We start from the raw sequence: 23,653 nt of genomic DNA, 5'->3' as shown, positions 1-23,653 counted from the left end.
GAGATTCTATCGCCCGCGACCCCCGCGGCTGGAAGCGCGCCGCGGCCGTGGGTAAAGTGGAGGCTTGCCCACCGAAGCACCGCCGTCTTGAATCCTTCCCCATCCGCCGATCCCCGCCTGGCCCGCCTGCGCCGCATGAAACTGGGCGCGCTGGGCCTGCTTGCCGCGTCGTTGGCGGGTTTCGGGCTCAGCCATGCGATGGGCGGGCAGGGCGCCTGGGCCTGGGTCCGGGCCTTCTGCGAGGCCGCCACGGTGGGCGCGCTGGCCGACTGGTTCGCCGTGGTGGCGCTGTTCAAGCGGCCGCTGGGCCTGCCGATTCCCCACACCGCCATCGTTCCCGCCAACCAGGCGCGCCTGGGGGACAACCTGGCCGTGTTCGTGCGCGATCATTTCCTGGCGCCCGACGCGCTGCTGGCCAGGCTCCAGGTATTCGACCCGGCCAGCCGGCTGGGCGCATGGCTGAGCGAGCCGGCCCAGGCGCGCATGGCGGCGGGCATGGCGCGCACGTGGCTGTCGCAGGCGCTGGACCTGCTGGACGAGCGGGTCGTGCGCGAGGCCATCCAGTCTTTCGTCGTCGCCCGCCTGCGGGCCTGGGATGCCGGGGCGACGGCGGGAGAGGTGCTGGGATTGCTGACGCGCGACGGCCGCCATCATCAATTGCTGGACGAGGCCCTGCGGCGCCTGGGGGGCTACCTGGACGACGAGGGCGTCAAGGAGCGGGTGTCGGATCTGATGGTGAAATACGCGCGCAAGGAATGGCCCAGGATCGTCGGGACCGTGAACCTGGTGAAACCGGTCGAAGGGATCGCCGACAATCTGGCGGACCGGCTGGCGCGCGCGCTGCTGGATGAACTGCACGAGGTGTTGTCGCGGCCCGATCATCCGCTGCGCCAGGACTACGAGGCCTGGGTGGCGGACTACGTGGCGCGGCTGCGCGACGATCCGCAATTGCGCGAGCAGATCGACGGCATCAAGTCGCGGCTGATCGATCACCCCTCGGTGCAGGCGTACGTGCAGGGGCTGTGGGCAGAGATCCACGCGGCCCTGCGCCGCAACCTGGATGCGCAGGACTCGCCGCTGGCGCGGCACCTGGAGCAGAGCCTGCTGGGACTGGGCCGCCAGCTGGCCGCCAATCCCGCCCTGCGCGAAGCGATCAACGAACATGTCATGACCGGCGCGCGCAGCCTGGCGGCCCGGCTGCGCGAAGGGGTCACCGAGCATATCGCCCAGACCGTCAGGGGCTGGGACGAAAAGCGGCTGGTGCAGGCGCTGGAGCTGAGCGTGGGCCCCGACCTGCAATACATCCGCTACAACGGCACGCTGGTGGGCGGGCTGATCGGGATCGGCCTGCACGCACTGGTGCTCGCCTTCGGCGGCTGAGCGGCGGCCGGCCGCGCTACGCCGCGTCGTCGCGCAGTGCCTGGGCGCGGGCGGATCCGCCGCGCAGGATGCAGGCCGCGGCCACGGCCGCGCACAGTGTCAGTACGGCGCCGACCGCCGCGGAGAGTTGCAGCGCATCGACGAACGCCCCGCGCGCCACCGCCAGCATGGCGTCGGCCTGCGGCGTGGGCAGCGCATGCGCCGCCGCCACCGCGGCGCCCAGCGTGGACGAGGCGGCCTCGGCCACCTGAGGGGGGATGCCGTCCGGCATGCCCGCGGACAGGCCGGCTCGATAGATCATCGCGCCCATGCTGCCGAAGACCGCGATGCCGAGCGCGCCGCTGAATTCGGCGCTGGTCTCGGAAATGGCGGAAGCCGAGCCCGCGCGCTGCGGCGGCGCCGAGGTGATGATCATCTCGTTGCCGATGGTGAACACCGGCGCCATGCCCAGGCTCATCACGATCAGGCCCGCCATGATCGCCTCCAGCCCGTAGGGGCGGTCGGCCAGCAGCAACATCAGGAAGCCGGCGGCCGCCGCGAGCAGTCCGCCCACGAAGATGGACAGCGGCGGCACGCGCCGGGCCAGCCTCGGGGCGAGCAGCGAGCCCGCGACGAAGCCCAGCGCCCAGGGCACGGTGACCAGGCCCGCCCGCAGCGGATCCAGGCCCAGCACCAGTTGCAGGTACTGCGTGATGAAGATGTACACGCCGAACATGGCGAGGCAGGACAGCGCGTAGGCGGCGATGGCCGCGCTGAAGGCCGGTCGCATGAAAAGGTCCAGGTCCAGCAGCGGATAGGGCAGGCGCCGCTGCCGCCGCACGAAGGCCACGCCCACCGCGAACCCCGCCGCGATGATGGCGGCTGAGGCCCACGAGGCACCGTGCTGGGCGATCTGCTTGAGTCCGTAGATCATCGCCAGCACGGCGAACAGGGATTGCGCCACGCTGGGCGGGTCGATGCGGCCGGCGTCCGGGTCGCGGTATTCCGGCAGCAGCACCGGGCCGAGCACGAGCAGGAGCAGCATCACCGGCACCGCGACCAGGAAGACCGATCCCCACCAGAAGAATTGCAGCAGCACCCCACCCACCAGCGGCCCGATGGCGCTGCCGAGCGAGAAGCTGGCGATCCAGATGCCGATCGCGAACTGGCGCTCGTGCTCGTCGTGGAACATGTTGCGGATCAGGGACATGGTCGATGGTGCCAGGGTGGCGCCCGCGATGCCCAGCAGGGCCCGCATGGCGATCAGCATGCCCGCGCTGTCGGAGAAGGCCGCGATGGCCGAGGCGACACCGAATGCCGCGGCGCCGATCAGCAGCAGCTTGCGCCGCCCGATGCGGTCGCCCAGGGTGCCCATGGTGATGAGCAGGCCCGCGACCAGGAAGCCGTAGATGTCGATGATCCACAAGAGTTGCGAACTGGACGGGTTGAGCTGGGCGCTGATGGCGGGCAGGGCCAGGTTGAGCACGGTCAGGTCCATCGCGTAGACCATGCAGGGCAGCGCGATGACGGCCAGTCCTATCCATTCCTTGCGGGTGGCCTTGGGAGACGGGGATGAGGTCATGGGAGGATCAGTGGGAAGGGAGGGCTTGGGCAGCACGCTCCAGGAGAAGTTCCTGTTCCCGCAGGTTGCGGGTCATGGCGGCGGCGCGCAGGAATTCCTCGCGCGCCTCGGCGCGGCGCCCGAGTTTCTGCAGCAGGTCGCCGCGCACGCTGGGCAGCCAGTGGTAGTTCGCCAGGGCCGGCTCGGAACGCAGCGCGTCCGCCAGCGCCAGGCCGGCGGCGGGGCCGAAGGCCATGCCGACCGCCACGGCGCGGTTCAGCTCGACCACGGGGGACGGGGCCACCTGCGCCAGGGCGTCGTACAAGGCCACGATGCGTTCCCAGTCGGTCTCGTCCGGCGTCCGGGCCCGGGCATGGCAGGCGGCCAGCGCGGCCTGCAAGGCATAGGGGCCGTGCGCTCCGCCCAGGGCTTCGGCCCGGGCCAGGGCCGCCAGGCCGCGTCGTATCAGCAGCGGGTCCCAGCGCGTGCGATCCTGGTCCATCAGCAGGACGGGGCGCCCGTCGGCGTCGGTGCGGACCGGCAGACGCGAGGCCTGGATCTCCAGCAGCGCGCATAGGCCATGCACCTCGCCCTCGTCCGGTGCCAGTCCCGCCAGTACGCGCGCCAGCCGCAGCGCCTCGCCGCACAGCGCCGGCCGCACCCAGTCGTCGCCGGCCGTGGCCGAATAGCCCTCGTTGAAGACCAGGTAGATCACTTCCAGTACCGAGTCCAGGCGGGTCGCGCGCTCATGCGCGTGGGGCACCTCGAACGGCACCCTGGCCGCCGACAGGGTGCGCTTGGCACGCACGATGCGCTGGGCGATGGTGGCCTCGGGCACCAGGAAGGCGCGGGCGATCTCGCCGGCCGTCAAGCCGCCCAGCAGGCGCAGCGTCAGCGCCACGCGGGCGTCGGTGGACAGGACGGGATGGCAGGCGGTGAAGATCAGGCGCAGCAGGTCGTCGCCCACTTCGTCGTCGCGTGCGGCCTCGACCAGGGCCGCCGGATCCGGCGCATGGCCCGCGCCCAGCACTTCGGTCTCGTGGCCGTACTCCTCGTGCTTGCGCGCGTGCAGGGCGGCCTGGCGCAGGCGGTCCAGCGCCCGGTTCTTCGCGGTGGTCATCAGCCAGGCTCCGGGATTGTCCGGCACGCCATCTCCGGGCCATCGTTCCAGCGCGGCCACCAGCGCGTCCTGCGCCAGTTCCTCCGCCAGGCCGACGTCGCGCACCAGCCGCGCAACGCCCGCGATGATGCGGGCCGATTCGATCCGCCAGACGGCTTCGATGGCCCGGTGGGTGGCGGCCTGGGTCACAGGCTCAGCCCTGCTCGACCGTGGCCGGATCCATGTAGAAGACCTCCCATGCATGGCCGTCCGGGTCGTCGAAGCCATGGCTGTACATGAAGCCGTGGTCCTGCGGAGGCCGCGGTGCCGTGCCGCCGGCGGCCAGGGCCTTGCGCACCATGTCGTCGACGGCCTCCCGGCTGTCGCAGGTCAGGGCCACCAGGACTTCGGTGCTTTCCCGGGCATCACTGATCGGCTTGCTGGCGAAACCGCGGAAAAAATCCGTGGTGAGCAGCATGGCGTAGATGTTCTTGCCGATGACCATGCAGGCGGCCTTTTCGTTGGTGAACTGGGCGTTGAAGGTGAAGCCGAGCTGGCCGAAGAAGGCCTGGGTGCGAGGCAGGTCGGCGACGGGCAGGTTGACGAAGATCTGCTTGTGCATGATGGATTCCTTGGGAAGAGAGGGGCGCGCGGCGCGTTATCGGCTGGTCGTTTCCAGCTTCCGGAAGCGGTCCACCGCTTCGCTCGGGCCGAGGTCGTCCAGCTCGAAGAGCTCGCGCACCTCGATCTCGCCGTCGGCCTCGGCCATGGGCGAGGGAAAGCGCCGGGCCCATTCCATGGCTTCCTCGCGCGAGCGGACCTGGATCAGCGTGTAGCCGGCGATCAGCTCCTTGGTCTCGGCGAAGGGGCCGTCGATGACGGTGCCCTTGCCGGCACGGTAGCGGATACGCCAGCCCCGGGACGAGGGCTTCAGGCCGTTGGCGTCCAGCAGCACGCCAGCCTTGGCCAGTTCCTCGTGGTAGGCGGTCATCGCGGCTAGCAGGGGTTCCTCGGGCATGACGCCGGCCTCGGTGTCGGCGGTGGCGCGGACGATGATCATGAATCGCATGGCGGTTTCTCCGGTGGTTGCAAGCCCGGGCGTGGGCTCTTGTCCCTACGACGATCGGCGCGGGCCGGAATCGACATGGCGGAGACGGCCTAGGGAAACTACCAGGTCGAGCGGTTCAGCGGTAGCAGGGAGCCACCTCGCGGACCTCGACCGTGCACCATTGCGCCGCCGGGCAGGCTTGCGCGATGGCCACGGCCTCCTCGCGCGTGGCGCAGTCCAGCAGGAAGAAGCCGCCTATCATTTCCTTGGCTTCGGCGAAGGGCCCGTCCACCAGGCGTGCACGTCCGTCCTGTTTCCGCACGCGCACGGCGCTGTCCTGCGAGGCCAGCGATTCGGCGGCCAGCAGCAGGCCGCGCGTCTTCAGGTCGGCGCCGAAGGCGACCATGCGGTCGTAGAGTTCGCGGCCGGCCTCCTCGCTGCGTTCGGCGCGCTGGCCGGTGGGTTCGACGATGAGCAGCATGTAGGCCATGGGGACTCGCAAGAGAGGGCCGCGGGACGCGGCCGGCGAAGGCGGAGCGCCCGATTCTTGCAGATTTCGCGTCTTTTTTCATGACAGCGTGTAAGCGCGGCGGGAGCACGTATTTAGATGGCCAACTGATAGAACTACAAATTTTTCTCGTTTGCCTGTCCCGCCGCCCGCGGGTGAAATGCCTGCCATGTCGCCGCGGGACATCGGAAGGCGGGCCTTGCTTTCCGGGCCGTCCGGCGGGAAGGAGAAGTGATGAGGCAAGCAAGTACAGCGGCGGCGCAGGGTCGCCGCCGGTGGCTGGCGGCATGTGCCGCGGCCCTGGGCGTCGCGGCCGCGGGGCCGGCGATGGGGCAGCCGGCCTGGCCGGCGCGGCCGGTGCGCATCGTCGTGCCCTACGCGCCCGGTGGCGGCGTGGACGTGATCGCCCGGGCCCTGGCCGAACGGCTGGGGCAGAAATGGGGCCGGCCGGTCATCGTCGAGAACAAGCTGGGCGCGGCTTCCATCATCGGCGCCGACGCCGTCGCCAAGGCGGCGCCCGACGGCCACACCCTGCTGGTCACGAGCGAATCGACCATCACCAGCAACCCCTTCCTGTACGAAAAGCTGCCCTACGACGCGGTGCGCGACCTGGCGCCGGTCTCGCAACTGGTCAGCCTGCCGCAGATGGTGCTGGCGCATCCCTCGGTGAAGGCCAATTCGCTCGATGAGCTGGTCGCGCTGGCGAAGGCCCGCCCCGACGAACTGAACTATGCCTCGATGGGATCGGGCAGCCTGCCTCACCTGCTGTTCGAGGGACTGCGGCACAAGACGGGCATACAGATCACCCAGGTGCCCTACAAGGGGATCATGCCGGCCGTGACGGCGCTGCTCGGCGGCGAGGTGCAACTGGCCATGGTGGGCGCGGCCATCGCCGAGCCCCACATCCGCGCGGGCAAGATGAAGCCGCTGGCCATCGCGCGGGCCAGCCGGCTGCCGTCCGAACCGAACGTGCCCACGCTGGCGGAAGCGGGCTATGCCGACATCGACCCGCGCGAATCCTGGTTCGGCCTGTTCGCCACCGGCGGCACGCCCGACGCCGTGATCCAGCGCATCCATGCCGACGTGAAGGCGATCGCCGCCGACCCGGAATTCCAGCAGCGCTTCGTGGCCGCGCGCGGCTTCGATCCGGTGTTCTCGTCGCCGGCGGCGTTCACCGCCGCGCTGCGCGACGAGATGCGCCACAAGGAACGCCTGATTCGCCTGACCGGTGCCAAGGCCGACTAGGGGATGGGCATGCAGTCAGCAAGATGGCGCGAGGCGGCCGGACACGTGGCCGGCCTGCCCGCGCGCGAGGAGTTCGTGATACGCGGCGGCCATGTGATGACCATGGCCGACGGCATGGACGACCTGCCGGACGCCGACGTCCATGTCCGCGACGGCACGCTGGTGGCGATCGGCCGGGGGCTGCGCGTGCCGGGCGCGCGGGAGCTGGATGCGCGCGGCATGATCGTGATGCCGGGCTTCGTCGACACGCACTGGCACCTGTGGAACTGCTCGCTGCGCGCGCTGATGAGCGGCGACGAGGCGGCGCGCGGCTATTTCCCCGTGACCTTGTCCGTGGGGCCGAAGTTCACGCCGGACGACTCCTACCATTCGGTGCGGCTGGGGCTGGCCGAAGGTTTGGCGGGCGGCATCACCACGGTCCACAACTGGTCGCACAACACCCGCACGCCCGATCACGCGCGCGCGGAACTGGCGGCCATGCGCAGCCTGGGCATACGGGGCCGCCTGGCCTACGGCTGGGGGCAGGACCTGCCGCTGGACCGCGCGATGGACCTGGCGGGCCTCGCCGAAGTCGCCCGGGAAGCGGCCGGCGATCCCATGATCCACTTGGGCGCGGCGCTTCGCACGCCGGTTTCCAATCCGCGCGGCACCGTACCCATCGACGTCGTGCGCACGGAATTCGCGGGCGTGCGGCGCCTGGGGCTGCCCATCACCATGCACGCGCGCCCCGGCGTGGTGTCGGTGCTGGACGCGCACGGCCTGCTGGGGCCGGACCTGCAACTGGTGCATCCTCAGGGCGTGTCGCCGCAGGAGCAGCTGCGGCTGGCCGCCTGCGGCGTCTCGTTCTCGTGTTCGCCGGTGATCGAGGTGTTGTACGCCCAGGCATCGCGCGGCGTGATCCAGTTCCACGAGCTGGAGTGCGCCTGCGTGCGGCAGAGCCTGTCGGTGGACAGTTCGTCGGCCTCGGCCAATGCCGATTTCTTCTCCTGCATGCGTACCCTGCTGTGGTCGCACCGCCAGCGTTTCGGCGCCGAGGTGCCCCTTACGGCACGCCGCCTGCTGCGGCTGGCCACGCTGGATGGCGCGCGCGACCTGGGCATCGCGGACCACGTCGGTTCGCTCGAGGCGGGCAAGCGGGCCGACGTCATCCTGGTCCGCATCACGGACCTGAACATGGCGCCGGTGGTGGATCCGGCCTTCTCGCTGGTCTACTCGGCCCAGCCGGCCAACGTGGACACGGTCATCGTCGACGGACGGGTCTTGCGCCGGCACGGGCAATGGACCGCCTGCGATTCCGCGCAGATCGTGCGCGACGCGGCCCAGTCCGCGCGCGAGCTGGCCGCGCGGTGAACGCGCGCCGGCCGCCGGGCCGGCGTGGCGTCAGCCCCGTTCCTCGAACTGCTTGCAGTGGGCCGCCAGGTGGGCGCGGAAGGACGCGGCCGCCGGCGACAGCGAGCGGCCGGGCTGCGTGACCAGTTCGATCTTGCGATACACCACCGGGTCGTGCAGCACGCGAAAGCGCGCGCGCTTCGATCGGGCCAGCAGCCCCGCGTAGGACGGCAGTACCGCGATGCCCAGGCCGGCCTCGACCAGACCGATGGCCGACCACAGATAGTGCACCTCGAAGCGCGGCTCGGCCGCGATGCCCGACTGGTGCAGTACGCGGTCGATCTGCGGCAGCGAGCCGCTGGACTGCGGCACGACGATCATCGGCTGGCTGGCCAGGTCGGCCCAAGCCAGGTCCCGCCGTCGTCGCGCCAGCGGCCATGCGCTGGGAATCATGGCGCCCAGCGGATGGCGCATCAGCAGGCTGCGGTTCAGCTCCACCTCATTGCCGGTGAACACTCCCACGCCCAGGTCGACCTCGCCCTGCTGCACCTGCCGCAGGATGACGTCGACCGGCGCGTCGGACAGGCGGACTTCGATGGCGGGATGGGCGGCCTGGAAGGTGGCGATGGCGTCGGGCAGCAGTGTGGCCGCCATGACCGGCGTGGTCGCCACCGTGACGCGCCCGCGGCGCATCTGCACCAGGTCCTGGGTGCGGCGGATGGCTTGCTCGACTTCGCCCAGGATGCGTTCCGCATGCTGCAGGAATTCGGCGCCGGCCTCGGTGACCGCGAGCTTGCGCGTGGACCGGTCCAGCAACTGCAAGCCCAGCTGGCCTTCGAGTTCGCGCACCAGCAGGCTGGTGGCGGACTGGGTCAGGTGCAGCCGCCGCGAGGCCGCGGTGAAACCGCCGCAATGCACGACTTCGACGAACGCGCGCATCTGGCGCAGGGTCACATTCATACGGCGGCGCTACCTATACTTGCCTGGTCGCGGCAAGTATAGGGGTTGCCGGCCGCCCCCGCGCCGGGCACATACCCGGGGTCAGGTAGGCTGCGCGCCCGATGGCGTGTCGGCGCTCTCGACGTTGGACAGCGCGGCGATCAGCTTCGCGTTGAATGCCGGCAGGTCGTCGGGCTTGCGGCTGGTGATGAGGTTGCCGTCCAGCACGACTTCCTCGTCCACCCACTGCCCGCCGGCATTGCGGATGTCGTCCTGCAACGATGGCCAACTGGTCAGTTGCCGGCCATCGACCATGCCGGCCGACACCAGCAGCCACGGGCCGTGGCAGATGACGGCCACCGGCTTGCCCGTGTCGTGCAGCGCCTGCACGAAGCGCTGCGCGCCCTTGTCGGTGCGGATGACGTCCGCGTTGAAGACGCCGCCGGGCACGACCACGCCGGCGTAGCGGGTGGGGTCGGCGTCGTTCCAGCTCGCCTCCACGCGGAAGCGGTCGGCCTTCTCGTCATGCTTCATGCCCCGGATCTCGCCGGCCTGGGCGGAAAGAATGTGCACCGTGGCACCCGCGCGTTCCAGCGCTTCCTTCGGGCTCGTCAGTTCGACCTGTTCGAAATTGTCGGTTGCCACGATGGCAACGGTGAGTCCTTGCAACGGCTTGGCCATGTCGATCTCCATAGTGGGGCGCCGCGTGGGCAGCCGGATGCCCCAGCAAGCGGCGTGCCCGAGGGCGGCTTGATCTGGGACAAGGCGCGCGGGGCGAGGGGCTGCCAAGCTGGAGCCTCATCGTTCGATATGGAGCTCCTCATGTTTTCCCGCCGCACGCCGCCCATCCTGCTTGCCGCCCTTCTTGCCGCGGCGTTTTCGGCCGCGCAGGCGCACGAAGCCGGCGACTGGCTGCTCAAGGCCGGCATCAGCCAGGTCCGGCCGAAATCGGACAACGGCACCGTCCTGAACGGGGCCGTGCGCCTGGACGCCGGCAATTCGACGCGGCCCAGCGCCAGTCTGACCTACATGGCCACCCGCAACGTCGGGATCGAGCTGCTGGCCGCCGTACCCTTCCGGCACGACATCGGCGCTTCCGGCGCGGTGGGCGGCAACATCGGTTCGTCCCGGCAACTGCCGCCCACGCTTAGCGTGCAATGGCACTTCCTGCCCGATTCGCAGGTGCAGCCCTATGTCGGCCTGGGCGTGAACTACACGCGCTTCTTCCACACCCGGGCCGCGGGCGCCCTGGCCGGCCAGGACCTGAGCCTGGGCGACTCGTGGGGGCTGGCAGCGCAGGTAGGGGTGGACGTGAAGATGGGCGAGCGCTGGTTCCTGAACGCCAGCCTGCGCTACATCGACATTTCGTCCAAGGTGAAGCTGAACGGCAGCCAGATCGGCAAGGCGCGCATCGATCCGTGGGTGCCGACCATCGCTATCGGCTATCGCTTTTGAACGGCGGGCCATTGGGGGGGTAGGGGTATACCCGGGGCGCGGTATATGATTATGCGCAAATGTCCGAGAACCCGCCGCACCCGCCATCTCCGCCCGGGCACGCCAGCCCCCACCCGCCTTCCGACCTCGCTTCACCGGTAGAAGACCAGCGCCAGCTGATCCTGGCGCTGATCGGCATCTGCGCGGTCGTGATGCTGGTGGCGCTGGATTCGACCATCGTCGGCACCACGCTGCCGCGCGTGGTGGCCGAACTGGGCGGCATGCCGCTTTACGCCTGGGTCGGCACCGGATATCTGCTGGCCTCGGCCATCGTCATTCCCATCTTCGGCCGCCTGGGCGACCTGTTCGGACGCAAGTACTTCATCCTCGTCTCGCTGGGCCTGGTGTCGCTGGGCTCGGTGCTGTGCGGCATCAGCCAGTCGATGCCGCAACTGATCGCGGCCCGCACCTTGCAGGGCGTGGGCGGCGGCATGATGATCGCCACCGCCTTCGCGGCGCCCGCCGACCTGTTTCCCGATGCCATGCGGCGGGTGCGCTGGCAGGCCCTGATCTCGACGTCGTTCGCGGTGGCCAGCGGCGTGGGGCCGCTGCTGGGCGGGGCGATCACCGAATCCTTCGGCTGGCGGGCGGCGTTCTTCGTCAGCCCGGTGATGGGGGTGATCGCCTTCGTGATGCTGTGGCGGTATTTCCCGCCGCTCAAGCCCCGGCACGACACGCCGCCGCGCATAGACTGGCTGGGCGGGGCGCTGCTGGCGCTGGCCGTGGGCACGCCCATGGCGGCGCTCGAGCTGGGCTTCTCCACCCACCCGCGTCCGGTGCTGGGCCTGGTGTTCCTGGCTGTGGCCGCCGTGTCGGTCTTCCTGCTCGTCTGGTACGAGCGCCGCCTGGAACAGCCCATGTTCCCGTTGCGCGTGCTCGAGCGCAGGGAGTCGCGCCTGTTGAACGTCGTCGGCGTGATGACCGGCGCGGTGATGTTCATCCTGATCTACTACGGCCCGCTGCTGCTGCAGGTGGAGGTGGGGCTGAGCCCCACCCAGGCGGGCATGATCCTCGCGCCGCTGGTGGCCTGCATACCGGTGGGCAGCGTCATCAACGGGCGCCTGTTCCCGCGCCAGAGCCAGCCTCAGCGGCTGATGGTGTTCGGCGCGCTGCTGCTGGCCGTGGGCTGCCTGGGCGTGATGTTCCTGGAGCGCGGATCGTCCATGGCCTTCGCCGTGGTCTCGTTCGGCCTGGCCGGCGTGGGCATGGGCTTCATCATCCCCAACCTGACGCTGTTCATGCAGATGATCGCCGAGCGCCGCGACGTGGGCGTGGCCTCGGCGCTGATCCAGACCATGCGCACCCTGGGCAGCGCGGTGGGCACCGCGCTGGTGGGGCTGGTCATCGCCCGCACGTCGGTCAATACCGGCATCGAGGCCGGCATGGTGATGGCCATCGTGTTCTGCGTCGCGATGATGGCCCTGTCCCAGCGCATCAAGATGAAGAACGTGCGCCGCTGAACGCCGCGGCGCGCCGTTGCCGCGCTCAGTGCAGGAAGGTGTGGTAGACCACCAGGCCCGCGATGACGGCCAGCGCGGCCAGCCACGACAGCCGGTTGACCCATTGCGAGGGCAGGTGCAGGGCATGCGCGCCGCCGGCGGCCATCGGCCTGGCCACGCGCGGCGGACGGGGCGCGGGACGTTCCAGCGCCCGGCACGCGCAGACCGAGAACAGCGCGAAGAAGTTGTCCATCATCTTGCGCGCGATCTTCTCGGCCTGGTCCGTGCGCAACTGGGCGAGCTTGCCTTCCAGGTCGGCGTGGGCGGTGTACGAGACCCGCGTGCCGTCGCCTTCCGGCGTCAGCCGGATGTCGGCGTAACCCTTGGCCGATCCGGCCACGCCGCCTTCCCCCTCGAAAGTGAGGTGGTAGGAGTCCTGGGGCCGGATGTCGGTCAGCTGCAGCCGGCCGTGGAAGCGGGCCGACAGCGGGCCGACCTCGGCCCGCAGGTTGACCCGGTATTCGTTTTCGGAGAGGCGCTCGACCTTTTCGCATCCGCTGATACAGACCTTGAGGGTCTCGGGAGCGACGAGCTTGTTCCAGGTGCGTTCCTGGGACGCTGGAATCAGGCGCGAACCGGATATGTCCATGGTGAGTCTCCTTCGCCTTGGGGGCAGGGCCTGCGTGCCTGCCGTGTTGGCTGGCCGGCCGGTCTGTGCCGGCTGGGCTGGGGCGGTGACGTCCTTGTGGTCAATGTGCCACTAATCGCCATGGGTGTCCAGACGGGTTCAGTCCGCGCGCAGGTCCGGCAGGGGGCGCGGGCGCCGCTGGTGGTCGGTCGCCACGTAGACCAGGGTGGCCTCGGTGACCTTGACGACTTCCGAGTTGAGGCGGATGCGTTCGGCGTAGACCTCGACCGCGACCGTGATCGAGGTGCGGCCGGTCTTGACGATGTGGGCGTAGAAGCTGAGCAGGTCGCCCACGAACACCGGTTCCTTGAACACGAACGAGGTCACGGCCACGGTGGCGACGCGGCCGTTGGCGCGGCCCTGGGCGGGCACCGACCCGGCAAGGTCGACCTGGGCCATGATCCAGCCCCCGAACACGTCGCCCGACGGGTTGGAGTCGGCGGGCATGGGGATGACGCGCAGCACCGGCATCTGGCCGGCGGGCAGCGAATTGGGGGCAGGGGGCGGGTAGGGGAGCGAATCGGTCACGCTGGACTCCACGAAGATGGTCGGTGCGGCGCGGGGCCATGCGGCAAGTGTATGCCCGGCCGGGCGCGGCACCGGCCCCACGGTACAATTTCCGCCGGTTCCTCCACGGTTGCAAGCATGGAAGCCAAGTGGCTCGAAGATTTCATCGCGCTGGCCGAGACCCGTTCGTTTTCGCGGGCGGCCGAGCTGCGACACATCACGCAGCCCGCCTTCTCGCGCCGTATCCAGGCCCTGGAGGCCTGGGTCGGCACCGATCTGGTCGACCGCGCCGTCTACCCCACCCGCCTGACGCCCGCCGGCGAGACCTTCCGCGCCGAAGCCATCGCCATGCTGGCCAAGCTGGACGAGACCCGCGCGATGCTGCGGGGCATGCGTCCCGCCTCGCAGGCGGTGATCGACTTCGCCGTACCCCATACCCTGTCGCTGACCTTCTTCCCGCGCTGGCTGAGCCGTATCCGGGCCGAGGCCGGCCTGCCGGATTTCACGGCCAGGCTGATGGCGCTGAACGTCCATGACGCCGCGATCAGCCTGGTGCAGGGCGGCAGCGACCTGGTCATGGTCTATTACCATCCCCGCCAGCCGGTCCAGCTCGATCCGCGCCACTACGACATGCTGGTGCTGGGCAGCGAGGCGGTCTACCCCTATGCGCGCAGCAAGCCCGACGGCACGCCCGAGTACGTTCTGGGCGGGGGCGGCCCGGTGCCCTACCTGGCCTACGCGCCCAACGCCTACCTGGGCCGCATCGTCGACCTGATCCTGGCGGGCGCCCAGCCCCGGCCGCCGCTGGACGAGCGCTACGAAACCGACATGGCCGAGGGGCTGAAGGCCATGGCGCTCGAGGGGCACGGGGTGGCCTTCCTGCCCGAGAGCGCGGTCAGCCGCGAGGTGGCCGCGCGCCGCCTGGCCTGCGCGGGCGAGGCCTATACCGAGACCATGGAGATCCGGCTCTACCGCGAACGCGCGCCGGCCGGCGTCCCCGCCAAGCCGCTGGTCGACGCCCTTTGGGACTATCTGTCCGCCGCGCGCTGACGCGTCCCTGGCCGCCGGGCATTTTCCTGGCAATGCAAAAAAAACATTGGCCAATGCGAACACGGCATTGGCGCTATCGCGGGGCGCCTGCCTATAGTGTTTTCCATCGGGCGCCGCATGGTGCGGCGGCCTTTCCGATGGACATCGAACATGAGCAGCAATGCCGCTTCCGGCCTCTTCCGCATCGAACACGACCTGCTTGGCGAGCGCGAGATTCCCGCCGACGCCTACTGGGGCATCCATTCCCTGCGCGCCCGCGAGAACTTTCCGATTTCCGGCTCGACCATAGGCGGCCAGGCCGACCTGGTGCGGGCCCTGGCCTGCGTCAAGCTGGCGGCGGCCCGCGCCAACCAGGACCTGGGCGTGCTGCCCGCGGAACGGGCCGGGGCGATCGTCCAGGCCTGCCAGGAGATCATCGAAGGCGCGCTGCACGACCAGTTCATCGTCGACGTGATCCAGGGCGGGGCCGGCACCTCGACCAACATGAACGCCAACGAGGTCATCGCCAATCGTGCGCTGGAGCTGCTGGGGGCCAGGAAGGGCCAGTACGACGTCCTGCACCCCATCCAGGACGTGAACGCCTCGCAAAGCACCAACGACGTCTATCCGACCGCGCTGCGCATCGCGATGTGCTTTTCCTTGCAGCGCCTGCTGGTGGCCATGGCCGAACTGCGCGGCGCCTTCGAGGCCAAGGCGCTGGAGTTCGACGACGTGCTGAAGATGGGGCGCACGCAGTTGCAGGACGCGGTGCCGATGACGCTGGGCCAGGAGTTCCTGACCTATGCCGTCATGCTGGGCGAGGACGAGGCGCGGCTGGGCGAGGCCCGGACACTGATGGTGGAAGTGAACCTGGGCGCGACCGCCATCGGTACCGGCATCAATACCGATCCCGACTACAGCCCGCTGGCGGTGCGGTACCTGGCCGAGATCACGGGGCTGCCGCTGGTGCGCGCGGCGAACATGATCGAGGCGACGCAGGACACGGGCGCGTTTGTGCAGTTGTCCGGCGTCCTGAAGCGCGTGGCCTGCAAGCTGTCCAAGACCTGCAACGACCTGCGGCTGCTGTCGTCGGGACCGCAGTCGGGGCTGAACGAGATCAACCTCCCGGAGCGCGCGGCGGGCAGCTCCATCATGCCGGGGAAGGTGAACCCCATCATTCCGGAAGTGGTCAACCAGGTGGCCTTCGAGGTCATCGGTAACGACATGACGATCACGATGGCGTCCGAAAGCGGCCAGCTGCAGCTCAATGCCTTCGAGCCCATCATCGCGTGGAGCCTGGTCAAGAGCATTTCGCACCTGGAAGCGGCATGCACCACGTTGACGCACAACTGCGTCAAGGGGATCACGGCGAATCGCGAGCGGCTGGCGCAGGCCGTGAAGCGGTCGGCGGGGCTGGCGACGGCCCTGAATCCGGTGCTCGGGTACGAGGCGGCGACGCGGATCGCGCGGGATGCGATGCGGACGGGCCGGCCGGTGGCGGATCTGGTGCTGGAAGCGGGGCTGCTGGATGCGGAGACCCTGGAGCAGGTCCTCAAGCCGGAGGTGTTGACGCGGCCCTACCGGTTCAAGAAAGTGGCGGTTTGAGATGAGGGGTGGTCCGGGAGGGTGACGGCACGTTCCCGGGCTTCGGCTCGGGTAAAAATCCATGTCCGTACTGTCGGCTTGTTGCTACACTCGGCCGACATCGTTACTAGTTACGGAAGGGAGATTCCATGAAGAAACTCGTGCTGCTCTCCGCCGCGCTGACCCTGGTCGCCGTGTCGTCTGTCTCGGCGCAAGACCTGACCGGCCGGCTCAAGAAGATCAAGGACACGGGGACGCTGACGCTTGGCTATCGCGATTCCTCCATTCCTTTCTCCTACCTGGACGACAACCAGAAATCCATCGGTTACTCGATGGACATCTGCTACAAGATCGCCGACGCGATCAAGAGCCACCTGAAGCTGCCCAAGCTGAACGTCGCGCTTGCGCCGGTCACCTCGGCCACCCGTATTCCCCTCATCGCCAACGGCACGGTGGACCTCGAATGCGGGTCGACCACCAACAATGCCGAGCGCCAGCAGCAGGTGTCGTTCGCGCCGACCACGTTCGTGACGGCCACGCGTTTCGTCGCCAAGAAAAGCTCGAAACTGAACGACCTTTCAGACTTCAAGGGCAAGACCGTCGTCTCCACGGCCGGCACCAGCAACCTGAAGTGGCTGACCGAGACCAACGGCAAGGAAAACCTGGGCATGCAGATCATCCCCGCCAAGGACCATGCCGATGCCTTCCTGATGGTCGACAGCGGGCGCGCCGCAGCCTTCTTCATGGACGACATCCTGCTGTACGGGCTGGTGGCCAACTCCAAGAGCCCGGACCAGTGGATGGTCAGCAGCAAGGCCTATACCGTCGAGCCCTACGGCATGATCGAGCCCAAGGACGACCCGGCGTTCAAGAAGGTGGTGGACGACGCCGTCGTGGCGATGATGAAGTCGGGCGAGGTCGAGAAGCTCTATCAGAAGTGGTTCAACTCGCCCATTCCGCCGCGCAACGTCAACCTGAAGGTGCCCATGAGCGATTCGCTCAAGAAGGTGATCGCCAATCCCACCGATTCGGGAGACCCAGCAGCCTATCGCTGATTGCCGGGCCGGAAGGCCAGGCAGCCGGCCATGCGCTGCGCATGATCGAGCAGGATTCCAGGGGACCCGAGCGGTCCCCTGTTTCCATGGGGCCGGCCCCGTGCCGGACCGGGTAAGCACGTCGGAGCCGCGATGAACTACAACTGGAACTGGAAGATCTTCTGGGAGCTGTCGCCAGACGGCCAGGGCACCTACATGGACACGTTGCTGTCGGGCCTGCAGTGGACGCTGGCCACGGCCCTGGCGGCATGGGTGATCGCCTTCGTGCTGGGCTCCATCGTCGGCGTGGTGCGCACCACGCAGGTCAAGTGGGCGGTACGCCTGGCCGGGGCCTACGTGGAGCTGTTCCGCAACATCCCGCTGCTGGTGCAGCTTTTCCTGTGGTATTTCGTGCTGCCCGAGCTGCTGCCCGAGGCGCTGGGCAACGCGATCAAGCAGATCGCGCCGCCGTGGGGCGCGTACTGGCCGGCGGTGCTGTGCCTGGGGTTCTTCACCTCGGCGCGGGTAGCGGAACAGGTACGGGCCGGCATCGAGTCGCTGCCGCGCGGGCAGCGCATGGCGGCCACCGCGCTGGGGCTGCGCGGCACGCAGGTCTATCGCTATGTGTTGCTGCCCATCGCCTACCGGGTGATCCTGCCGCCGCTGACGTCCGAGTTCATGAACATCATCAAGAACTCGTCGGTTGCCATGACCATCGGCCTGCTGGAACTCACGGGCCGCGCCCGGTCGATGCAGGAATTCAGCTTCCAGGTGTTCGAGGCCTTCGCCGCGGCCACGGTGCTGTACCTGATCGTCAGCCTGGTCGTCGTCACCTTCATGCGCTGGGTGGAGCGGCGCGTGGCGGTGCCCGGCTTCATCGGGCCCGCGCGCGGCGGCTCGCACTGAACGGGGGCGGACATGTTCGGCAATTTCGATTTCGACGTCATCTGGCGCACGCTGCCCTACCTGTTCAAGGAGGGCATGACCTTCACGCTGACGCTGACCGCGATGGCGACGGCGGGCGGCATCGTCTTCGGCACGTTGCTGGCGATGATGCGGCTGTCGCGCTTCCGCTGGCTGTCGGCCGTGGCGGGCGCCTACGTCAACCTGATGCGCTCGCTGCCGCTCTTGCTGGTGATCTTCTGGTTCTATTTCCTGGTGCCCTACATCGGCGCGTGGATCATCGGGTCGTCCACGCCGATCAAGGTCGGCGCCTACTGGTCCTCGGTCATCACCTTCACGATGTTCGAGGCGGCCTTCTTCTGCGAGATCATGCGGGCCGGCATCCAGTCGATTTCGCGCGGGCAGACCTACGCCGCCTACGCGCTGGGCCTGAACTACTGGCAGACCATGGGCAGCGTGGTCCTGCCGCAGGCCTTCCGCAACATGATTCCGGTGCTGCTGACGCAGACCATCGTGCTGTTCCAGGACACGTCGCTGGTGTATGTGCTGTCGATCACGGATTTCCTGGGGGCGGCGTCGAAGGTGGCGCAGCGCGACGGGCGGCTGGTCGAGATGTACGTGTTCGCGGCGGTGGTGTATTTCATCATCTGCTTTGCGGCGTCCAGGCTGGTGCGGCGCTTGCAGCAGCGGGTGGCGATCGTCCGCTGACGGGGCCCGGGATACTTTCAGGAGAGTCTCGAATGATCGAGATCAAGCATGTCAGCAAGTGGTACGGGTCTTTCCAGGTGTTGGCCGATTGCACGACGTCGGTGGCCAAGGGCGAGGTGGTGGTGGTGTGCGGGCCGTCGGGGTCGGGCAAGTCGACGCTGATCAAGACGGTCAATGCGCTGGAGCCCTTCCAGGAAGGCGAGATCGTGGTGGACGGCATTTCGGTGGGAGACGCGAAGACGGATCTGCCGAAGCTGCGGTCGAAGGTGGGGATGGTGTTCCAGCATTTCGAGCTGTTTCCTCATCTGTCGGTGATGGACAACCTGACGCTGGCGCAGGTGAAGGTGCTGGGGCGCGGGAAGGACGAGGCCGAGGAGCGGGCGCAGAAGTTGCTGGACCGGGTGGGGCTGAAGGCGCATCGGGAGAAGTTCCCGGGGCAGTTGTCGGGGGGGCAGCAGCAGCGGGTGGCGATCGCGCGGGCGTTGTCGATGGACCCGGTCGCGATGCTGTTCGATGAGCCGACGTCGGCGCTGGATCCCGAGATGGTCAACGAGGTGCTGGATGTGATGGTGGATCTGGCGAAAGAGGGAATGACGATGATGGTGGTGACCCACGAGATGGGGTTCGCCAGGAAGGTGGCGCATCGGGTGGTGTTCATGGACGGGGGAAGGATCGTGGAGGACACCGACAAGGAAACGTTCTTCGATCCGTCGGCGCAGCGGTCCGAGCGTGCCCGCCATTTCCTGTCGAAGATCCTGCCGCATTGATTTAGAAAGGGGGGCGGTCTGTACGGCGGCAGGGGGCGAGGTATCCCCGTTACCACGACAACCCTTCTTCCCTGTCCCGTCGCCGATGCGCGAACCGTTCCGCCAGGAAATCCACGAAGGCGGTGGTCTTGGCGGACAGATTCTGGCGTTCGGGGTAGAGCGCGAAGATGTCGGCCGAGGGGGTGTGCCATTCTTCCAGGACGGCGACCAGCCTGCCCGAGCGCAGGTAGGCGCCGACTTCCCATTCCGAACGCATGATGATGCCGTGGCCCTCCAGGGCCCAGTACAGGGCGCTTTCGCCGTCGTTGGCGCTGAGGGGGCCGCGCACCTTGACGGTTTCGGCGCGGGTACCGGAGCGCAGGTGCCAGGTGCCGTGGGCGGTATCGCTTTCACGGATGACGATGCAGGGGTGGCGGGCCAGGTCGCGCGGGGAGGCGGGGGGCGCGTGGCGCTTCAGGTAGATGGGCGAGGCGCACAGCAGGCGGCGGTTGGAGGCGATCTTGCGGGCGGTCAGGCGGGCGTCGGGGAGGTCGCCGATGCGGATGCAGACGTCGAAGGATTCGTCCAGCAGGCTGGCGGGGCGGTCGGTCAGGTGCAGCTGGGCCTGGACGGCGGGGAAGCGCTTGAGGAAATCGGACAGGGCGGGGGCGATGTGGTGGCGGCCGAAGCCCAGGGTGGCGTTGATGCGCAGCAGGCCCCGGGGTTCGTCGCGGCTGCGGCCGACGGTATGTTCCAGTTCCTCGACGTCGGCCAGGATGCGGTTGGCTTCGCGCAGGTAGAGCTCGCCCTCGTGGGTCAGCGCGATGCGGCGGGTGGTGCGGTTGAGCAGGCGCACGCCCAGGCGCCGCTCCAGCCGCTGCAGGCGCTTGCTGACGGCCGGGGTGGACAGGCCCAGTTCGCGGGCGGCGGAGGACAGGCTGCCCTGGCGGATCAGGAGCGAAAAGAAAGCGAGGTCGGAGATGGTGTCCATTGTTAACTTCCATTCAACAATGGTTTTTATCTCGTTCAATTATGAAGGGCAAGCGCGAGATACACTTGATCCATTCCATCCCGCACCGGTTTTCGCGACAGGCTTGCGTGCCGGCGCCATCACGACAAGGACGTTTCATCCATGGCCCACCGCATTGCAGTGATCCCCGGCGACGGCATCGGCACCGAGGTCGTTCCAGAAGGCTTGCGTGTCCTGGAGGCGGCGGCGTCGCGCTTCGGCATCGGCCTGTCGTTCGACCGCTTCGATTTCGCCTCGTGCCAGTACTACGCGCGGCATGGCGCGATGCTGCCCGACGACTGGAAGGAGCAGATCGGCGGCCATGACGCGATCTTCTTCGGCGCGGTAGGCTGGCCGGCCACGGTGCCGGACCACGTCTCGCTGTGGGGTTCGCTGTTGAAGTTCCGCCGCGAGTTCGACCAGTACGTGAACCTGCGCCCCGTGCGGCTGATGCCCGGCGTGCCGTCGCCGCTGGCCAACCGCAAGCCGGGCGACATCGATTTCTACGTGGTGCGCGAAAACACCGAGGGCGAGTATTCCAGCGTGGGCGGCCGCATGTTCGAGGGTACCGATCGCGAGGTCGTGCTGCAGGAGACGGTCATGACGCGCACCGGGGTCGACCGGGTGCTGAAGTTCGCCTTCGACCTGGCGGCGTCGCGTCCCCGCAAGCACCTGACCTCGGCCACGAAATCCAACGGCATCGCCATCAGCATGCCGTACTGGGACGAGCGCGTGGAGGCGATGGCGGGCAAATATGGCGACGTGCGCGTGGACAAATTCCACATCGACATCCTGACCGCCAATTTCGTGCTGCACCCCGACTGGTTCGACGTGGTGGTGGCTTCCAACCTGTTCGGCGACATCCTGTCCGACCTGGGACCCGCCTGCACCGGCACCATCGGCATCGCGCCCTCGGCCAACCTGAATCCCGACCGCCGCTTCCCGTCGCTGTTCGAGCCGGTGCACGGCTCGGCGCCCGACATCGCCGGCAAGGGCGTGGCCAATCCCATCGCGCAGATCTGGTCGGGCGCATTGATGCTGGAGTTCCTGGGCCACAAGGGGGCGCACGACGCCATCCTGTCTGCCATCGAGACCGTGTTGTCCGACGGCCCGCGCACGCCCGACATGGGCGGCAAGGCGGTCACGGCCGACGTCGGCAAGGCGGTGGCGGAAATCGTCGCGAAAAGCTAGGGGCCGCCATGTCCGAGATCTCGCTCTTCAACGACCGGCTGCAGCACTTCCACGTCAATGGCGTGGACATCGCCACGCGCGTGGGCGGCACCGGGCCGGCGCTGCTGCTGATGCACGGACATCCCCAGTCCCATGCCATGTGGCACAAGCTGTGGGCCCGGCTGACCAACCGCTATACCTGCGTCGCCATCGACCTGCGCGGCTATGGCGACAGCGGCATGCCGGCGGACGAGCCGGCCGGGCACGAGGCCTTCTCCAAGCGCACGATGGCGGTGGACGCGGTCGAGGTGATGCGCTGCATCGGCTACGAGACCTTCGGCGTGCTGGCCCACGACCGCGGGGCGCGCGTCGCGCACCGGCTGGCGCTGGACCATGCCGAGCGGGTCGAGCGCATGATGCTGCTGGACATCGCGCCCACGCTGGACATGTACGAGGGCACCACGCGCGGTTTCGCGCAGGCCTACTACCACTGGTTCTGGCTGATCCAGCCGGCGCCCTTTCCGGAAAAGCTGATCGGCGCCGATCCGGCGTTCTATCTGCGTTCCGTGATGGGCGGCCGCCACGCGGGCCTGGCTCCCTTCGCCGATCGCGCGATGGCCGAGTACGAACGCTGCGCGCGCCATCCGCATTGGGCGCACGCGATCTGCGAGGACTATCGCGCGGCCGCCACCATCGACCTGGAACACGATCGCGCCGACCGCGACCAGGGCAACCGCGTGGATTGCCCGCTGCGGGTGCTGTGGGGCGGGAAGGGCGTGGTGGGGCGCTATTTCGACGTACTGGACCTGTGGCGCAGGCAGGCCTCGCAGGTCGACGGCCGGGCGCTGGACTGCGGCCACTACATCGCCGAGGAAGCGCCCGACGCGCTGTGGGCCGAGATCGAGTCGTTCTGGCCCGCGGCCGACTGAGGTTCAGGGGTCGCCGGCGGCGCCCACGAATTTGGCCCGGGGCCGCAGCAGCATGCCGCTCAGGCGCTGCTCCTGCACGTGGGCGACCCAGCCCGCCATGCGCGCCAGCGTGAACAGCGTGCCCACCGATTGGCGCGGCACGCCCATGGCCATGGCCAGGACGATGCCGCCGAGCTCATGCCGGGGATGCAGGCCGAACTCGCCGCGCACGTCGTCGATGAAGCGATGGACCTGTTCGAGCGCCGCCTTCTTGCGCGGCCGGTTGCGGGCCAGTTCGAGCAGCAGCTCGGCGCGTTCGTCGCCCTTGGGATAGAGCGGGTGGCCGAAGCCGGGCACGCTGGCGCCGCGCTCGTGTTGCGCGCGCGCCCGCTGCATGAGGCCGGCGGCGTCGTCGGCGCTGCGCAGGAAGTCTTCGATCCGGTCGTACATCCGCCCCAGGTGCACGCCGGCCGAGCTGCAGATGGCCGATGCGACGCAGCTGTGCAGGGTCGATCCGCCCGAGGCCGCCACGCGCGCGGCGAAGGTGCTGGGCGAGAGCTCGTGGTCGGCGAACAGCACCAGGAAGGCTTCCATGGCTTGCAGGTTGGCCGGGCTGGCGGGCAGGTCCAGGGCCGCCAGCAGGCCCTCGGCCATGGACGCCTCGTCGGGTATGGCATGGAAGCGCCGCCGGCGCGACACCAGGCCCATGCAGCCGGCCAGGGTCTTGATCAGCTGCCGCGCGGCTTCGTGCATGTGGCCGCCGCGCATGCGGTCTTCCACCGATCCTCGCGACATGCCCAGGCGCAGGGTGACGATGGCCATGATCTCCAGCAGCCCGCTGTTGGACTTGGGCGGCGCCAGCGATCCCAGCAGGGTTTCCTGGAGCCGGGGCGTGATGCCCGTATCCCAGCGGCGCGGCGCATCGTGCCAGACGCCGGTCCACAGCAGCTCGCACACGGCTTCGTAGCTGGCGTGGCCGCGGGCCAGCCGCACCGCGGAATGGCCGCGGTAGTGCGGACCGTCGGAACGGATCTCGGTGATCGAGGTGGGAATGATGGGCTCGCCCCAGTTCATGGCCGAGGCGGCCACCGCCCCGTGCCCCGAGCGGGCGGTGGAGCGCGCCTTGACCCGCAGGACGTCCTCGTGCAGGTACAGGCGCTGGCGCGTGTCCGGCTGCTTGACGCTGCGTATCCATCCCTTGCTGACGTAGGCATAGAGGGTCTGCATGCGTATGCCCAGCAGCGCCACGGCTTCCTTGGCGCTGAGATAGTCCTTGTGCGGCATGGTCTTCAAGGTTGATCGATCTTCATCAATATTCTACGGCCCCGCCCCCCTGCGTGGCTGCC

At 68.7% G+C, this 23,653-nt stretch carries 24 protein-coding genes; 13 read left to right on the top strand and 11 right to left on the bottom strand.

What is annotated here, in order from left to right; genetic code table 11:
* Positions 1-135 precede the first annotated feature (135 nt).
* Positions 136-1,380, top strand: coding sequence for a DUF445 domain-containing protein (locus N5K27_RS19120; RefSeq protein ID WP_087837666.1), 1,245 nt, complete (start codon positions 136-138; stop codon positions 1,378-1,380).
* 16 nt (positions 1,381-1,396) lie between these two features.
* On the opposite strand, the gene N5K27_RS19115 is transcribed toward N5K27_RS19120, so the two are convergent.
* From N5K27_RS19115 to N5K27_RS19095, 5 genes are all read right to left on the bottom strand, one after another.
* The gene (locus N5K27_RS19115) at positions 1,397-2,941 is read right to left on the bottom strand and encodes an MFS transporter (protein WP_279818126.1); all 1,545 of its coding nucleotides are present in this window, start codon (positions 2,939-2,941) and stop codon (positions 1,397-1,399) included.
* Between the two features lie 7 nt (positions 2,942-2,948).
* Positions 2,949-4,229, bottom strand: a complete 1,281-nt coding sequence (locus tag N5K27_RS19110; RefSeq protein ID WP_132979053.1) for an RNA polymerase sigma factor — start codon at positions 4,227-4,229, stop codon at positions 2,949-2,951.
* A 4-nt stretch (positions 4,230-4,233) separates the two neighbouring features.
* Entirely contained in the window at positions 4,234-4,641 is a 408-nt protein-coding gene (locus tag N5K27_RS19105; RefSeq protein WP_279818123.1) for a VOC family protein, read from the bottom strand.
* Between the two features lie 36 nt (positions 4,642-4,677).
* Complete coding sequence (locus N5K27_RS19100; RefSeq protein WP_087837590.1) at positions 4,678-5,088, bottom strand: YciI family protein; 411 nt, start codon at positions 5,086-5,088, stop codon at positions 4,678-4,680.
* Between the two features lie 115 nt (positions 5,089-5,203).
* Positions 5,204-5,557 (bottom strand): YciI family protein, encoded by a 354-nt coding sequence (locus N5K27_RS19095; RefSeq protein WP_279818120.1) that lies wholly within the window; start codon positions 5,555-5,557, stop codon positions 5,204-5,206.
* A gap of 252 nt (positions 5,558-5,809) precedes the next feature.
* On the opposite strand from N5K27_RS19095, the gene N5K27_RS19090 reads away from it, so the two are divergent.
* Together N5K27_RS19090 and N5K27_RS19085 are read left to right on the top strand one after the other, a co-directional pair.
* On the top strand, positions 5,810-6,820 hold the full coding sequence (locus tag N5K27_RS19090) for a tripartite tricarboxylate transporter substrate binding protein (protein ID WP_279818119.1): 1,011 nt from the start codon (positions 5,810-5,812) through the stop codon (positions 6,818-6,820).
* A gap of 9 nt (positions 6,821-6,829) precedes the next feature.
* On the top strand, positions 6,830-8,170 hold the full coding sequence (locus N5K27_RS19085) for an amidohydrolase family protein (RefSeq protein WP_279818118.1): 1,341 nt from the start codon (positions 6,830-6,832) through the stop codon (positions 8,168-8,170).
* A 30-nt stretch (positions 8,171-8,200) separates the two neighbouring features.
* On the opposite strand, the gene N5K27_RS19080 is transcribed toward N5K27_RS19085, so the two are convergent.
* Positions 8,201-9,109 (bottom strand): LysR family transcriptional regulator, encoded by a 909-nt coding sequence (locus tag N5K27_RS19080; protein ID WP_132979050.1) that lies wholly within the window; start codon positions 9,107-9,109, stop codon positions 8,201-8,203.
* A gap of 81 nt (positions 9,110-9,190) precedes the next feature.
* Positions 9,191-9,769 carry a type 1 glutamine amidotransferase domain-containing protein gene (locus N5K27_RS19075; protein ID WP_087837669.1) on the bottom strand — a complete coding sequence of 193 codons (579 nt, stop codon included), beginning with the start codon at positions 9,767-9,769 and terminating at the stop codon, positions 9,191-9,193.
* Between the two features lie 141 nt (positions 9,770-9,910).
* Here N5K27_RS19075 and N5K27_RS19070 point away from each other — a divergent pair, with 141 nt between their 5' ends.
* Together N5K27_RS19070 and N5K27_RS19065 are read left to right on the top strand one after the other, a co-directional pair.
* Entirely contained in the window at positions 9,911-10,543 is a 633-nt protein-coding gene (locus tag N5K27_RS19070) for an OmpW family outer membrane protein (protein ID WP_087837593.1), read from the top strand.
* A gap of 59 nt (positions 10,544-10,602) precedes the next feature.
* Positions 10,603-12,042 (top strand): MFS transporter, encoded by a 1,440-nt coding sequence (locus N5K27_RS19065; RefSeq protein WP_347945153.1) that lies wholly within the window; start codon positions 10,603-10,605, stop codon positions 12,040-12,042.
* Between the two features lie 25 nt (positions 12,043-12,067).
* Here N5K27_RS19065 and N5K27_RS19060 read toward each other — a convergent pair whose 3' ends face one another.
* Together N5K27_RS19060 and N5K27_RS19055 are read right to left on the bottom strand one after the other, a co-directional pair.
* Positions 12,068-12,670, bottom strand: a complete 603-nt coding sequence (locus N5K27_RS19060; protein WP_087837594.1) for a carbon monoxide dehydrogenase subunit G — start codon at positions 12,668-12,670, stop codon at positions 12,068-12,070.
* Between the two features lie 138 nt (positions 12,671-12,808).
* Positions 12,809-13,180, bottom strand: a complete 372-nt coding sequence (locus N5K27_RS19055; protein WP_087837671.1) for an acyl-CoA thioesterase — start codon at positions 13,178-13,180, stop codon at positions 12,809-12,811.
* A 174-nt stretch (positions 13,181-13,354) separates the two neighbouring features.
* Between N5K27_RS19055 and N5K27_RS19050 the strand changes: the two genes are divergently transcribed.
* The 6 genes from N5K27_RS19050 to N5K27_RS19025 all read left to right on the top strand — a co-directional run bounded on the left by N5K27_RS19050 (position 13,355) and on the right by N5K27_RS19025 (position 19,241).
* Entirely contained in the window at positions 13,355-14,266 is a 912-nt protein-coding gene (locus N5K27_RS19050) for a LysR family transcriptional regulator (protein WP_087837595.1), read from the top strand.
* Between the two features lie 150 nt (positions 14,267-14,416).
* Entirely contained in the window at positions 14,417-15,850 is a 1,434-nt protein-coding gene (aspA, locus tag N5K27_RS19045) for an aspartate ammonia-lyase (RefSeq protein ID WP_087837596.1), read from the top strand.
* A 128-nt stretch (positions 15,851-15,978) separates the two neighbouring features.
* Complete coding sequence (locus N5K27_RS19040) at positions 15,979-16,884, top strand: amino acid ABC transporter substrate-binding protein (protein ID WP_087837597.1); 906 nt, start codon at positions 15,979-15,981, stop codon at positions 16,882-16,884.
* A gap of 132 nt (positions 16,885-17,016) precedes the next feature.
* On the top strand, positions 17,017-17,769 hold the full coding sequence (locus tag N5K27_RS19035; protein WP_087837598.1) for an amino acid ABC transporter permease: 753 nt from the start codon (positions 17,017-17,019) through the stop codon (positions 17,767-17,769).
* A gap of 12 nt (positions 17,770-17,781) precedes the next feature.
* On the top strand, positions 17,782-18,474 hold the full coding sequence (locus N5K27_RS19030; RefSeq protein ID WP_087837599.1) for an ABC transporter permease subunit: 693 nt from the start codon (positions 17,782-17,784) through the stop codon (positions 18,472-18,474).
* A 32-nt stretch (positions 18,475-18,506) separates the two neighbouring features.
* Entirely contained in the window at positions 18,507-19,241 is a 735-nt protein-coding gene (locus N5K27_RS19025; RefSeq protein WP_279818114.1) for an amino acid ABC transporter ATP-binding protein, read from the top strand.
* A 49-nt stretch (positions 19,242-19,290) separates the two neighbouring features.
* Here N5K27_RS19025 and N5K27_RS19020 read toward each other — a convergent pair whose 3' ends face one another.
* The gene (locus N5K27_RS19020) at positions 19,291-20,211 is read right to left on the bottom strand and encodes a LysR substrate-binding domain-containing protein (protein ID WP_279818113.1); all 921 of its coding nucleotides are present in this window, start codon (positions 20,209-20,211) and stop codon (positions 19,291-19,293) included.
* A gap of 141 nt (positions 20,212-20,352) precedes the next feature.
* On the opposite strand from N5K27_RS19020, the gene N5K27_RS19015 reads away from it, so the two are divergent.
* Positions 20,353-21,420 carry a tartrate dehydrogenase gene (locus N5K27_RS19015; protein ID WP_279818111.1) on the top strand — a complete coding sequence of 356 codons (1,068 nt, stop codon included), beginning with the start codon at positions 20,353-20,355 and terminating at the stop codon, positions 21,418-21,420.
* Positions 21,421-21,428: 8 nt separating this feature from the next.
* Complete coding sequence (locus tag N5K27_RS19010; protein WP_132979046.1) at positions 21,429-22,328, top strand: alpha/beta hydrolase; 900 nt, start codon at positions 21,429-21,431, stop codon at positions 22,326-22,328.
* A 3-nt stretch (positions 22,329-22,331) separates the two neighbouring features.
* On the opposite strand, the gene N5K27_RS19005 is transcribed toward N5K27_RS19010, so the two are convergent.
* The gene (locus N5K27_RS19005; RefSeq protein ID WP_279818151.1) at positions 22,332-23,591 is read right to left on the bottom strand and encodes a citrate synthase family protein; all 1,260 of its coding nucleotides are present in this window, start codon (positions 23,589-23,591) and stop codon (positions 22,332-22,334) included.
* Between the last annotated feature and the right edge of the window lie 62 nt (positions 23,592-23,653).

Source organism: Pigmentiphaga sp. GD03639 (genome assembly GCF_029845405.1).
Classification (GTDB): domain Bacteria; phylum Pseudomonadota; class Gammaproteobacteria; order Burkholderiales; family Burkholderiaceae_B; genus Pigmentiphaga; species Pigmentiphaga daeguensis.
This window is presented reverse-complemented; position numbering and strand designations above follow the sequence as displayed.

Excerpts from the sequence above, each read along its gene's own strand:
- N5K27_RS19120 (WP_087837666.1), top strand. The coding sequence starts at position 136 with ATGAAACTGGGCGCGCTGGGCCTGCTTGCCGCGTCGTTGGCGGGTTTC.
- N5K27_RS19115 (WP_279818126.1), bottom strand. The coding sequence starts at position 2,941 with ATGACCTCATCCCCGTCTCCCAAGGCCACCCGCAAGGAATGGATAGGA.
- N5K27_RS19105 (WP_279818123.1), bottom strand. The coding sequence starts at position 4,641 with ATGCACAAGCAGATCTTCGTCAACCTGCCCGTCGCCGACCTGCCTCGC.
- N5K27_RS19100 (WP_087837590.1), bottom strand. The coding sequence starts at position 5,088 with ATGCGATTCATGATCATCGTCCGCGCCACCGCCGACACCGAGGCCGGC.
- N5K27_RS19095 (WP_279818120.1), bottom strand. The coding sequence starts at position 5,557 with ATGGCCTACATGCTGCTCATCGTCGAACCCACCGGCCAGCGCGCCGAA.
- N5K27_RS19090 (WP_279818119.1), top strand. The coding sequence starts at position 5,810 with ATGAGGCAAGCAAGTACAGCGGCGGCGCAGGGTCGCCGCCGGTGGCTG.
- N5K27_RS19085 (WP_279818118.1), top strand. The coding sequence starts at position 6,830 with ATGCAGTCAGCAAGATGGCGCGAGGCGGCCGGACACGTGGCCGGCCTG.
- N5K27_RS19080 (WP_132979050.1), bottom strand. The coding sequence starts at position 9,109 with ATGAATGTGACCCTGCGCCAGATGCGCGCGTTCGTCGAAGTCGTGCAT.
- N5K27_RS19075 (WP_087837669.1), bottom strand. The coding sequence starts at position 9,769 with ATGGCCAAGCCGTTGCAAGGACTCACCGTTGCCATCGTGGCAACCGAC.
- N5K27_RS19070 (WP_087837593.1), top strand. The coding sequence starts at position 9,911 with ATGTTTTCCCGCCGCACGCCGCCCATCCTGCTTGCCGCCCTTCTTGCC.
- N5K27_RS19065 (WP_347945153.1), top strand. The coding sequence starts at position 10,603 with ATGTCCGAGAACCCGCCGCACCCGCCATCTCCGCCCGGGCACGCCAGC.
- N5K27_RS19060 (WP_087837594.1), bottom strand. The coding sequence starts at position 12,670 with ATGGACATATCCGGTTCGCGCCTGATTCCAGCGTCCCAGGAACGCACC.
- N5K27_RS19055 (WP_087837671.1), bottom strand. The coding sequence starts at position 13,180 with ATGCCGGTGCTGCGCGTCATCCCCATGCCCGCCGACTCCAACCCGTCG.
- N5K27_RS19050 (WP_087837595.1), top strand. The coding sequence starts at position 13,355 with ATGGAAGCCAAGTGGCTCGAAGATTTCATCGCGCTGGCCGAGACCCGT.
- aspA (WP_087837596.1), top strand. The coding sequence starts at position 14,417 with ATGAGCAGCAATGCCGCTTCCGGCCTCTTCCGCATCGAACACGACCTG.
- N5K27_RS19040 (WP_087837597.1), top strand. The coding sequence starts at position 15,979 with ATGAAGAAACTCGTGCTGCTCTCCGCCGCGCTGACCCTGGTCGCCGTG.
- N5K27_RS19035 (WP_087837598.1), top strand. The coding sequence starts at position 17,017 with ATGAACTACAACTGGAACTGGAAGATCTTCTGGGAGCTGTCGCCAGAC.
- N5K27_RS19030 (WP_087837599.1), top strand. The coding sequence starts at position 17,782 with ATGTTCGGCAATTTCGATTTCGACGTCATCTGGCGCACGCTGCCCTAC.
- N5K27_RS19025 (WP_279818114.1), top strand. The coding sequence starts at position 18,507 with ATGATCGAGATCAAGCATGTCAGCAAGTGGTACGGGTCTTTCCAGGTG.
- N5K27_RS19020 (WP_279818113.1), bottom strand. The coding sequence starts at position 20,211 with ATGGACACCATCTCCGACCTCGCTTTCTTTTCGCTCCTGATCCGCCAG.
- N5K27_RS19015 (WP_279818111.1), top strand. The coding sequence starts at position 20,353 with ATGGCCCACCGCATTGCAGTGATCCCCGGCGACGGCATCGGCACCGAG.
- N5K27_RS19010 (WP_132979046.1), top strand. The coding sequence starts at position 21,429 with ATGTCCGAGATCTCGCTCTTCAACGACCGGCTGCAGCACTTCCACGTC.
- N5K27_RS19005 (WP_279818151.1), bottom strand. The coding sequence starts at position 23,591 with ATGCCGCACAAGGACTATCTCAGCGCCAAGGAAGCCGTGGCGCTGCTG.